This is a genomic window from Nocardia sp. NPDC056611 (assembly GCF_042792755.1).
Taxonomy (GTDB): domain Bacteria; phylum Actinomycetota; class Actinomycetes; order Mycobacteriales; family Mycobacteriaceae; genus Nocardia.
Genome location: NZ_JBHTVV010000002.1, coordinates 1,097,829 through 1,108,305 on the forward strand (window position 1 = coordinate 1,097,829; position 10,477 = coordinate 1,108,305).

Below are 10,477 nucleotides of genomic sequence, written 5' to 3' on the forward strand. Positions count from 1 at the left end.
TCGCTGCCGCCGCGCGAAGGCTTGGATGCAAATGAACACCCTGCTCTGGACACTGCAGATAGCCCTGGCGCTCGCTTTCGCGGGATCCGGGGCGACGAAGCTCGTTCAACCGCGTGACATCCTGGCCGACCACCTCGGTACGTGGGTCGAACGGTTTCCGGGCCCGCTTGTCGGCCTGCTCGGTCTGGCCGAGTTACTCGCCGCGATCGCCTTGACGGTGCCCCCCGCGCTCGGCGTGGCGGCAGGCCTGGCCCCGGTTGCGGCAGCGGGCCTCGTCGCGATGATGATGGGAGCGGCGGTCGTGCGCGCACGGGAGAACCAATACCTGGAAGTCGCGACCACTGCGTTGTTGGCGATCGCCGCGCTGACTGTGGCATGGGGGCGATTCGGGCTCTGCCTCTAAGTGGCAGCTCCGAATTCCTGTGCGCTCGATCCGACCGAGTCTTCGAGAGCCGCTGCGGCCCTGGCGATTTCATCGGCCTCGCGCGGTGACACACCCATGGTGATCAGGCAGGCGCGGGCTGCTGCCACATCTGCCTCGGGCTCTACCCACGACTCGTCGTTTCGCGCCTCCAATAGCGCCAAGACGAGCCCGGCGAGCGCTCGGGAAAGTGCCTCAGCGGGAAGATGGTCCGAGTAGATCCCAAGTTGTTGACCATGGCGCAAGATCGACGTGCCGTGCTCGTGCACGGGTGCGAGTCGTTCTTCGATCCGCGCTCCGAGATTCGTCTCCGTGAGCTTGAAGAGCAGCCGATATTTGTCGCCGACCCGCCAAAGGGCGATCGTGCACCTCGCGGAGGTCACCGCGACCGGTTCGGAGGGGTCCAGCGAGCGCTGAGTTCGGGCGATGTCCTCGGATGCTAGATCCAGGATGCCGTCGATCAGGGCTTCTCGGGTCGGGAAGTGCCCGTAGAGCGTGCGGCGCACAACGCCTGCCGCAGAGGCGATTTCCTCCATGCTCGCCGCGGGATTGCGAGCTAGCTCGGCCGCTGCGACGTCGAGGATTCGACGGCGGTTGGCTTGTGCCCGGCTGCCTGGTGAGGCCGATGAAGTCATGTCTCCCGCTGCTGTCATGTGAGTCCTTTCACGAAGCAGGCTCCCACAGTTGCACGTTAGTGTGCAAATCCCCTAAGTTGCACATCAACGTGCAATTGCACAATGGTGTGCATTTTAAGTGGAAGGAGTGGACATGGCCCTGCTGGTCACCACACCTGTGGAACCCGGAACCAACTACGGCCGACGGTGGGCAGCGCTCGCGGTGTTGTGCCTCAGCGTGCTGATCGGCGTCATGACCAATACGTCACTGATCGTCGCGGCCCCCGATATGACACTTGACCTGGGGTTGTCCAGTCAGCAACTGCAGTGGATCATCGATGCCTACACAATCCCGTACGCGGCGCTGATGCTGCTCATGGGTTCGATCGGTGACAAGTACAGTCGCCGCGGCATGCTGCTGGCGGGGCTGGCGGTTTTCGCGAGCGGCGCGGTGCTCGGCTCGCTCGTGGACAGCGCCGGCTGGGTCATCGCTGCCCGTGCGATCATGGGGACAGCCGCGGCAATGATCATGCCCGCGACTCTCTCATTGCTCGTGGCGACCTTCCCGAAACGTGAACGCGCTGTCGCCATTACGATCTGGACGGCCACGACCGGCCTCGCGATCGCGGTTGGTCCGCTCGTGGCCGGTTGGCTGCTGCGCGACCACGGCTGGGCATCGACGTTCCTCATCAACGTCCCGATTGCGGTGATTTCGATGGGTGCGGCGCTAGTGCTGGTTCCTCCGTCGAAGGCGCATACGGCGCAGCGATTGGATCTGCCGGGGGGTGGACTGTCGGTCGTGGCTGTCGCGTCGCTGGTATACATGATCATCGAAGGCCCGCGTAACGGTTGGCATGCTTCGGCAGTGAGCGCCGGGATCCTCGCAGTGCTGGCAGCTGCGGCCTTCGTCGCCTGGGAACTGCGCCACCCCAATCCCATGCTCGACGTGCGCAAGTTCCGTGACCGATCGTTCGCGGGCGCGAACCTCGCCGTGCTGCTGTTCTTCCTGGCCGCGTTCGGTGCCATCTACTACATCACTCAGCATCTCCAGTTCGTCCTCGGGTACGACGCCCTCGCCACTGGTGTCCGGCTGCTGCCATTGGCCGCCGCGGTGTTCGTAGGCTCCGCGATTACCGGCGTATTGACCCCGAAGCTGGGTTTGCGGGCCATGGTTGTGGCGGGCATGGCAGTCGGCACCGCTGCCCTGGTGATCCTCATCCGTGTCGACGCCGAGTCCGGCTATGCGAACTTCGCCTGGCCGTTGATGTTGCTGGGACTGGCGATCGGCCTGAGTGTCTCTCCCGCGACCGACACCATCATGGACGCGTTCCCGGAGCGCTTGCTCGGCGTTGGCGGTGCGGTCAACGACACGTCGGTCGAATTGGGCGGCACACTCGGCATCGCCGTGTTCGGCTCGCTGCTCGCGAGCTCCTACCGGGAAGAAGTGAGTCCGTTGGTCGCCGGTCGGCTGCCGGGAGATGCCGCAGCGGCGGTGCAGGACTCGATCGGTGGTGCGCTCATCGTGGCCAAGCACGCGGCCGATGCCGGCATGCGTGAGCAGGCCGCTGAGCTCATTTCGGCGGCGGATACCGCCTTCGCCCACGCGGTTTCGCACACGAGCCTTATCGCGTCGGTTGTGCTGGCCGTCGGCACGGTCGTCGTCGCGGTGTTGCTTCCGGGGAGGCGCAAGCCCGAGCCCATGGCGATTGCCGACAAAGATCCTGAAGTTGCCGTAGTGGCTTGAACCCGAACGGGGGCGCGGCGTCCAGCAGCTCGCGCCCCCGTTCGGGGTCGTTGAATGCCTCCGGGGTGAGACGGCGATCGTTGCCTATCGCCTGGTTGAGATACCGACCACTCGGCGTGATCCCAGAACGCCCTCCGCGATCAACCTGATGCCGAGGTATCGGTGGAACGCGGGCCCGGGACTGCGCTGCGGGCGCGAGCCGCGGCGCTGGACCACCGCGACGATCGATCGCTGAAATACACTGCGCTGCACTAGCAGTGGTCGCATCGTTAGAGGCGCACCGATCGCACGATGCCGCTGGATCTACTCGGCACCGGCCGGGGGACCCCGTGAACCGTCCCGGTCAGCGGCCTCGCCCGAACGCCCGTTCGTGATAGTCGCCTCGAACGGATTCATCTGCCTGCCGGGCGATCGCGTCCACGCGCAGTGCCAGCATGACCTTCTCGCGCAGGGCTCGCGGCACCATGTGCCCGAGTTGGACACCGATCCGCTGGTCAGCTGGTGCCCATACCTCGAAACGGTTGTGGCGCACGGCATCAACTACGGCACGTGCGCAGTCGTCAGGGCTGATCACTCGGAGCAGGCGTGAGGCCCGGCCCGTGCCTTCGATCATCCGTGTCTGTACCTGTCCGGGATGCACGACGCTGAATCGCACACCGCTGTCACGATATTCAAGCCGAAGAGCCTCGGTCAGGCCGACGACACCGTACTTCGTCGCCGTGTACACCGCACTTCCCGGCTGCGGCACCCGGCCGGCCGCAGAGGCGATGTTGACCAGATGACCGGTACCGCGGGGGAGCATCCGCTGGAGGGCCAGTTTCGAACCGATGATCGGTCCCATCAGGTTGACCTCGAGCTGGCGGCGGCTGGCGTGGGCTGGTTCGGAATGGAACGGGCCCATCCAGTCGACTCCGGCGTTGTTGATCATCACCGTCATCGGTCCCATAGCGTCCTCGGCAGTGTCGAGGAACGCCGCGAAGCTCTGGGAGTCGCTGACGTCGAGTGCGACTCCGACCGTGCCATTTCCGAGCTCGACAGCAGTCTGGTGGGCTGCGTCGCCGTCGACGTCGCCGAGCACAACTCGCGCACCGGCGTCAACGAATTGAGCGGCTATCGCGCGGCCGATTCCCCGGGCGCCTCCGGTGATCACGACGCGTTTGCCGCGCAATGTGTCCTCGTCGACCTTCGTGCTGAACCTGTTTACAAACAAGGTGATTCCTCTCGTGGGTGGTGGATTGCCTAGTCGGTCACTGATAGAGGCCAGACGGAAGTACGGACTTTCGCCGCTCCCGGTCGAGCATCAGATCCCGGGCGTATCGGACTTCGTCGCTGTAACAGTCGATGGGCATTCCGCCGTGCCGGGCGATGCAGCCGTTGCAATACCCGCACACCGGTACATCGGGGATGTCCTGCAGGACAGTCCGATACAGGTGCGGATTCGCGATCATCGCCCGCGCGACGGCAACAGCGTCGGTACTGCCCGTCGTGATCGCCGCCTCCATTCCGCGTCGGGTATGGAACCCTCCTACGCAGATGACCGGGATATCCAAGGCGTGTGTGAACTGGCGAGCGTAGGGGAGATTGAACCCCTCGACCGGGGGACGTAGCTGCTGGGCGATCCGTTCGACGATCGGGCCCATCGCGCGGCCCGCCGCCTTGCGGGCGGCCGGCATGTCCCGGCCCGAGCCTACCGACAGACTCACCCGGAAGAAGTCCTTGTACCGCCCTTGTACGGTACCGGGCCACGATTCGTAATGCCCCCGGGAGATTTCGATGGCATCGGCCCCCTCGTCTTGAAGCCATTGCGCGACGCGAACGAGCTCCTCGGTGCTCGCGCCCGCGCGGAACGGCAGATCGTCCGTCCCGTTCAGTTTCACGAGAACCGGATAGTCATCGCCCACGCGGGACCGTGCGGTCCGCAGGACTTCCAGCAATAGCCGGGCGCGGTTGCCAAGGCTCCCACCATATTCGTCGGTCCGGCGGTTGGTGTGCGGGGTGAGGAACTGATTGAGGAGATATCCGTGTGCCGCGTGGATCTGGACCCCATGGAATCCGGCCTCCCGAGCGCGTGCTGCCGCGGCTGCGAAAGACTCGACGATGAGTGGAATCTCATCGGATCGGAGCGGCGAAGGTTTGGTTCCAAGGATCGGCTCGCGCACAGCGGATGCCGATACGACCCGATCTACACCCAGAGCGGGGGTGCCGATCTGGCGGCCACCGTGATTGAGCTGAGCGATGAGTTTGACGGAGCTGTCACGGGTGAGTGCGACCCAGTCGCTCAGCCCAGGGATCTTGTCGTCTGCGTCGATCCCGGCCTGGCGGCCCGCGGACTTACCCTGCGGTGACACATACAGATTGCCGGTCACGATCATGGGGGTGCGTGCCTCGACCATGGGAGCGTAGAAGCGCAGCAGCTCGTCGGTGACGAACCCCTCTGGGCTGGAACGTGTCTCGCTGGTTGCGGATTTGAATACTCGGCCTTCGAGGGTCATTGAGCCGATGGTCAACGGAGTAGCGAGCACACTGCGCTCGGTCATGATGACGCCTTCTCGATAGCGTCCACCATTCTGCTTCGGTGGACTGGGTTGCATATGTGTTGGCCAGGACCATGTCGCGTCGGAATCGGTGATGACGTCAGTAGGATGACGTTCATGGATCCAGTGATCGAGCCTGCTGCCAGGCCGGCAACCCGTGGCCGACGGGTGCCCGCTATCAGCGGTGACGATCGTGAACGAGCGATCCTGATCGGCACCGAAAGGCTGCTCGGCGAACGCTCGTACGCGGAACTTTCGGTCGATGACCTGGCCAAGAGCGCCGGCATCTCCCGGCCGACGTTCTACTTCTACTTCGCGTCGAAGGAGCAAGTGCTTCTATCGCTGTTCGACAAGGTTCTGCGAGAGGCCCGAGCGAACCGAGGCGACGTGCTGCTCCATCTGGACCAGGGCGAGGAGAAGGGCTGGAGGGCTGCGATCGGCGCATTCGTTGCCACCTTCGCTGCGCACCGTGCGGTCGCCTCCGCAGCACTGGCGGCGCAATTCACCAGTCCTGCTGTCCAGGAGCAGTGGTCGCAGGTGATGGACCAGTTCGTCGGTGACGCGCTGGCCGCGATCGAGTCCGAGCGGCGCCGTGGCGCGGCCCCGGACGGCATCCCAGCGCGCGATCTCGCGACATCTCTCAGTTGGATGGTGGAACGCAATCTGTTCGCCAGTTTCGCTGGACAAGGGCCCGCGGTAGCCGAGGAACGGCTTCTCGACACGTTGGTCTCGATTTACATGCTGGCCGTTTACCAGCGATAAAGACCCAACAGATTCGGGCCAGATTCTCACAGGGTCTTCCTTTCGGCCCGACTCTCGGCGATGGCCGGCCGGCACGTGGCGCAGCGCTAGTGACGGCAGCCACATCAACGCAGAACCGACTCTAGGTGAGGTCTTGACCTCAGTCAACACAGTGTTGATACTCTCATCACTATGTCGAAAGATGGTCGCCGGCCGTGATCGAGCGGCCAACACGCCTCAGTGAACGAAAGACCGGAGTACGGACTGTGAAAGCTACGACCCCGCCCTTCCCTTCTGTGGGCGCCCGCTTCCTCGCACAATGTGGGCGTAATCCGAACGCCGAGGCGTTTCGCGCCCCGGGGTCGGATGGCGAATGGAAGTCGCTGACCTGGTCGGACATGGCGTCGCGGAGTAGTGAACTGGCCGCAGGGCTGCTCGAGCTTGGCATCGCCACCGAGGACCGTGTCGGGATCGCTAGCTCCACCCGGCTTGAATGGGTGCTCGCCGATCTCGCGATAGCCCTGGCGGGTGCTGCGACGACGACGGTGTACCCGAGTACCCACGCCGAGGACGTGTCGTACATCCTCGGTGATTGCGCAGCCACGGTCGTATTCGTCGAGGATGCTGAACAACTGGCGAAACTTCGCGGCGCCGGCGGTTTTGTCGGTCGCGTCCGTTGGGCCGTCATGTTCGAGGGTGGCGCGGACGATGAGTTCGTGATGTCGATCGACGAACTCGCCGAACTCGGCCGCAATCGACTCATGCGTCATCCGGACACGATCGACAACGCGCTGGCCGAAGTGACCCCGGACCATCTCGCGACCATCGTGTACACCTCCGGCACGACCGGACGGCCCAAGGGTGTCGAACTCACTCACGGAAATTGGCTCTACCTCGGCGCCGCCATCGCGTCCGAGAGTGTCATTCGCGCCGATCATCTGCAGTTTCTCTGGCTGCCGCTGTCCCACGTGTTCGGCAAGCTCATGCTGGCCGCACAGTACGAGATCGGCTTCGTGACCGCGATCGACGGCCGGGTCGACCGGATCATCGACAACCTGCCCCTGATCCGCCCCAGCTTCATGGCCGCGGCTCCCAGGATCTTCGAGAAGATCCACAGCCGAGTGTCGATCGCGGCCGCCGAGGGAGGGACACTGCGGAAAGCGCTGTACACGTGGGCCTTCGATGTCGGAATCGGCGCCGTCCGCCAAAAGGCGGCAGGGGAGACCTTAACCCGTTGGCACGCAGTTCGACTGGCGATCGCGGACCGACTCGTGTTCGCGCGTATTCGTGATCGCTTCGGCGGAAACCTCGAGTACCTCGTCTCGGGCAGCGCCGCACTTTCGCCGCAGATCGCGGAATGGTTCACCGCGGCGGGGCTGCCGGTTCTCGAAGGGTACGGCCTCACCGAAACCACCGGCGCCATCTTCGTGAATCGCCCGCACGAAATCCGTATCGGGACAGTGGGTCTGGTGTTTCCCGGAAGCGAGGCGAAGATCGCCGAAGACGGCGAGATCCTGCTGCGCGGACCTGGGATCATGCGCGGCTACCACGGACTGCCCGAACAGACGGCCGCCGTCATCGATGCCGCGGGCTGGTTCGCCACCGGCGACATCGGTGAACTCGACGCCGCCGGATTTCTCCGGATCACCGACCGCAAGAAGGATCTCGTCAAAACCAGCGGAGGAAAGTACATCGCCCCGACCGCGATCGAATCCGCCGTAAAGGTCGCGTGCCCGATCATCTCGCATGCCATCGTCGTCGCCGACGGCCGGAACTTCGCCAGCATGCTGCTCACCGTCGACCCTGACTCGACTGGTGGCATGACGGATCAAGCGGTTAACGAGACGATCCAACGTGCTCTCGACTCGGTCAATGCGGGCCTGAATCGGTGGGAGACCATCAAGCAGTACCGCCTTCTGCCTCGTGAACTGAGCGTCGAGACCGGCGAACTGACGCCCAGTTTCAAGATCAAACGCGCGGTCGTCGTGCGCAACCACGCGCATCTGATCGACAGCATCTATTCCTGACCAACACGCCCGGAGTCAACGATGACAATCCCCATTCGCACCAGTTCAATGCTGTCCCCCCTGATGCTCCGTGGCGATCTGCCGCGGGGGACAGCCACCGACTACTGGTCGACGAACCACGCCGAAAAGGTCAGGAAACTGCCCAATCTGGTCGAATACACCCAGCGGCATTTCTCTACCACCGACCACGGATTCTGGCCCGCCACCGTCGGGGTCGGGACGAGCATCCCTGCCGATCGCCGCCTGGATGGCTGCGCTGAACTGCGGTTTCGCAGCACTGTCGCGACCTTGATGACTGCTCCTCATGCGCGTGAGGTGTACCTGGACGAACAGAACGTCTTCGGCAGAGTCATCGGGCATGCCACCGGGCCCGGGGGCGGCCGATGGTGGAGCGGCGACTTCGACGACACCACAGGACATCACGTCATGCTGCTGCTGCGCAGGCGCCACGGTGTACGCGGTTCGGCGTTCCGGGAATTCGTACATGGTGGGATCGGGCAAGCGCTCCTCGACGCCGGCGTGCGCGACCTGCGGACCTACACCTTCCTGCCGTGGACACGGTGGTACAACACGTCGCCCGGGGTGTGTCACGACAACCCGGTCGAGCATCGCCACCATGGTGCCGTGATTTTCGGGGCGCGTGATCGCGAAGCCGTCGATGAACTTCTTCGATCGTCCTTCGTCGCAGCCGCGGTCGAGAAGCAGCATCTGGCCTGCACTGCGATCCATGCCTACAGCGTCGAGCGGTCGGTGCCGGCGATTCGCATGAGAAGTGCGCGTTAACAACTTCTAGGTAAGGAAGACAACAGCGATGAAGACAGAATCCGCGAAGCCCGCACCGTGGAAACGTGCGTTGGTCACGGGCGCCTCGGCCGGCATCGGTTCGGCGTTCGCCAGAGATCTCGCGGCACGCGGTGTCGATGTCGTGCTCGTCGCACGAGACAAGAGCCGGCTCGAGGAACTGGCCGAGGAGTTGAAGACCCGCCACGCCATCGACGTCGAAGTGCTGCCCGCGGATTTGGCCGAGGAAGGTTCGTTGGAGGCGGTCGAACGTCGTCTCAGCGCGGAACCATTCGTCGATCTCCTGGTGAACAATGCCGGTGTCGGAACATTCGGTGCGTTCACGGCGACCGACATCGCCGCCGAGATCCAGACCGTTGGTGTCAACGTCCTTGCGCCACTACGGCTTACGCGCCGGGCCATCCAGAAGATGCACGCCAGGGGATCCGGCGCGATCATTGCCGTGTCCTCGATGGATGCGCTGCAACCGACGCCGTACCACTCGGTGTACGGCGCCAGCAAGGCTTTCGTGAACAGCCTCTTCGAGGCGATCCATGAGGAAGCCCGCTCGACACCGATCACAATCACGACCGTGATGCCCGGCTACGTGCAGACCGAGTTCACCAAAACGGCGGGCGTCGACGGAGCGCTCGACCGGGTCCCGCGCCCGCTCATCCTCACGCCGGAGCGCGTCGCCGCGGAATCGTTGGACGGCGCAGCCGATGGGCGAGCCATGGTGGTTCCCGGCCGGATGTACAAGATCTCGGCGGCCCTCCTGAGGGTCCTGCCGAGAAGCCTGGGTCGCCGCCTGTTCGCGACCCTCGCTCCCCAACGCTGAGGTACATGCGCTCGAAACGCACCTGAGACACGATGAGCGCGGGGACTGCCGGATCCCGGCAGTCCCCGCGCTCATTTTGATGACGACGTTCAGGCCGCAGTGCCGTCCTCAGGGGTAGCGAAAGCGGGCAGGGGCCGCTGGCATATCTCGCGGGCCTCCTCGGGTGGGATGCCGAACATGCGCAGCAGATTCTCGACCACCTCGTCGGTGGCTTCGGCGTCATCGCGTTCTGGTTGGTCGTGCAGCAGTCGTCCTAGGCATAGCGTGGCTCCCGCAACGATGGTCATCGCCAGCTCCGGATCTCTGACATCGAAACGGCCGGCCTTGACTGCTTCCTCGATATCGCGACGCGCCCGTGGTGCGAGGCCCTTGTCCGATGTGGCGAGGCTGAGTCCATCGTTGAGCAAGACCTTGCTGAGAGTAGGACTCATGCGATGCAACCGGCCGGTCAGGCGGAAACTCTGGGCAAACACCTGAGCCGGGTCGTCGATGTCCTCGCACAACGTGTCGAGAAGTGCGCCATGACGGTCGAGCGCTTCCTCTACGGCGAAGTGGTAGAGCTCTTCACGGCTCTGAAAATGGTTGTAGAACGACCCCATCCCCACGTCCGCGGCCTGGGTGATCTCGAGGATTGGCACATTGAGCTTGCCCTCGGCGAGCAATGACTGGGCCGCCGTGATCAACGCGGCGCGTGTGCGCGCCTTGCGACGTTCCAGGCGGTTGGGTTCCGAACCGTTGCGTGCGCTCATGAATGCACCTCTCCTGATGGGCGTCCACG

At 64.2% G+C, this 10,477-nt stretch carries 10 protein-coding genes; 6 read left to right on the forward strand and 4 right to left on the reverse strand.

Annotated elements, in window-relative coordinates:
* Positions 1–31 precede the first annotated feature (31 nt).
* Positions 32–403 carry a DoxX family protein gene (locus ACFRAQ_RS13725; protein WP_379098701.1) on the forward strand — a complete coding sequence of 124 codons (372 nt, stop codon included), beginning with the start codon at positions 32–34 and terminating at the stop codon, positions 401–403.
* Here the strand turns inward: ACFRAQ_RS13725 and ACFRAQ_RS13730 are convergent.
* Entirely contained in the window at positions 400–1,074 is a 675-nt protein-coding gene (locus tag ACFRAQ_RS13730) for a TetR/AcrR family transcriptional regulator (RefSeq protein ID WP_379098704.1), read from the reverse strand. The genes ACFRAQ_RS13725 and ACFRAQ_RS13730 overlap by 4 nt on opposite strands.
* A 115-nt stretch (positions 1,075–1,189) precedes the next feature.
* Here ACFRAQ_RS13730 and ACFRAQ_RS13735 point away from each other — a divergent pair, with 115 nt between their 5' ends.
* Entirely contained in the window at positions 1,190–2,779 is a 1,590-nt protein-coding gene (locus tag ACFRAQ_RS13735) for an MFS transporter (RefSeq protein WP_379098707.1), read from the forward strand.
* Positions 2,780–3,122: 343 nt separating this feature from the next.
* Here ACFRAQ_RS13735 and ACFRAQ_RS13740 read toward each other — a convergent pair whose 3' ends face one another.
* A complete protein-coding gene (locus ACFRAQ_RS13740) occupies positions 3,123–3,989 on the reverse strand; it encodes an SDR family oxidoreductase (RefSeq protein ID WP_379098710.1) in 867 nt (288 codons plus the stop codon).
* A 37-nt stretch (positions 3,990–4,026) separates the two neighbouring features.
* On the reverse strand, positions 4,027–5,316 hold the full coding sequence (locus tag ACFRAQ_RS13745) for a hypothetical protein (protein WP_379098713.1): 1,290 nt from the start codon (positions 5,314–5,316) through the stop codon (positions 4,027–4,029).
* Positions 5,317–5,430: 114 nt separating this feature from the next.
* Here ACFRAQ_RS13745 and ACFRAQ_RS13750 point away from each other — a divergent pair, with 114 nt between their 5' ends.
* The 4 genes from ACFRAQ_RS13750 to ACFRAQ_RS13765 all read left to right on the forward strand — a co-directional run bounded on the left by ACFRAQ_RS13750 (position 5,431) and on the right by ACFRAQ_RS13765 (position 9,699).
* Positions 5,431–6,075 carry a TetR/AcrR family transcriptional regulator gene (locus ACFRAQ_RS13750; protein WP_379098716.1) on the forward strand — a complete coding sequence of 215 codons (645 nt, stop codon included), beginning with the start codon at positions 5,431–5,433 and terminating at the stop codon, positions 6,073–6,075.
* A gap of 275 nt (positions 6,076–6,350) precedes the next feature.
* Positions 6,351–8,081 (forward strand): AMP-dependent synthetase/ligase, encoded by a 1,731-nt coding sequence (locus tag ACFRAQ_RS13755; RefSeq protein WP_379098719.1) that lies wholly within the window; start codon positions 6,351–6,353, stop codon positions 8,079–8,081.
* A gap of 21 nt (positions 8,082–8,102) precedes the next feature.
* Positions 8,103–8,864 carry an EthD domain-containing protein gene (locus tag ACFRAQ_RS13760; RefSeq protein WP_379098722.1) on the forward strand — a complete coding sequence of 254 codons (762 nt, stop codon included), beginning with the start codon at positions 8,103–8,105 and terminating at the stop codon, positions 8,862–8,864.
* Positions 8,865–8,892: 28 nt separating this feature from the next.
* Positions 8,893–9,699, forward strand: coding sequence for an SDR family NAD(P)-dependent oxidoreductase (locus tag ACFRAQ_RS13765; RefSeq protein ID WP_379098724.1), 807 nt, complete (start codon positions 8,893–8,895; stop codon positions 9,697–9,699).
* Between the two features lie 89 nt (positions 9,700–9,788).
* On the opposite strand, the gene ACFRAQ_RS13770 is transcribed toward ACFRAQ_RS13765, so the two are convergent.
* Entirely contained in the window at positions 9,789–10,448 is a 660-nt protein-coding gene (locus ACFRAQ_RS13770; RefSeq protein ID WP_379098727.1) for a TetR/AcrR family transcriptional regulator, read from the reverse strand.
* Between the last annotated feature and the right edge of the window lie 29 nt (positions 10,449–10,477).

Coding starts and splice junctions, on each gene's coding strand:
- ACFRAQ_RS13770 (WP_379098727.1), bottom strand. CDS start 10,448: ATGAGCGCACGCAACGGTTCGGAACCCAACCGCCTGGAACGTCGCAAG.
- ACFRAQ_RS13730 (WP_379098704.1), bottom strand. CDS start 1,074: ATGACAGCAGCGGGAGACATGACTTCATCGGCCTCACCAGGCAGCCGG.
- ACFRAQ_RS13735 (WP_379098707.1), top strand. CDS start 1,190: ATGGCCCTGCTGGTCACCACACCTGTGGAACCCGGAACCAACTACGGC.
- ACFRAQ_RS13765 (WP_379098724.1), top strand. CDS start 8,893: ATGAAGACAGAATCCGCGAAGCCCGCACCGTGGAAACGTGCGTTGGTC.
- ACFRAQ_RS13760 (WP_379098722.1), top strand. CDS start 8,103: ATGACAATCCCCATTCGCACCAGTTCAATGCTGTCCCCCCTGATGCTC.
- ACFRAQ_RS13745 (WP_379098713.1), bottom strand. CDS start 5,316: ATGACCGAGCGCAGTGTGCTCGCTACTCCGTTGACCATCGGCTCAATG.
- ACFRAQ_RS13750 (WP_379098716.1), top strand. CDS start 5,431: ATGGATCCAGTGATCGAGCCTGCTGCCAGGCCGGCAACCCGTGGCCGA.
- ACFRAQ_RS13725 (WP_379098701.1), top strand. CDS start 32: ATGAACACCCTGCTCTGGACACTGCAGATAGCCCTGGCGCTCGCTTTC.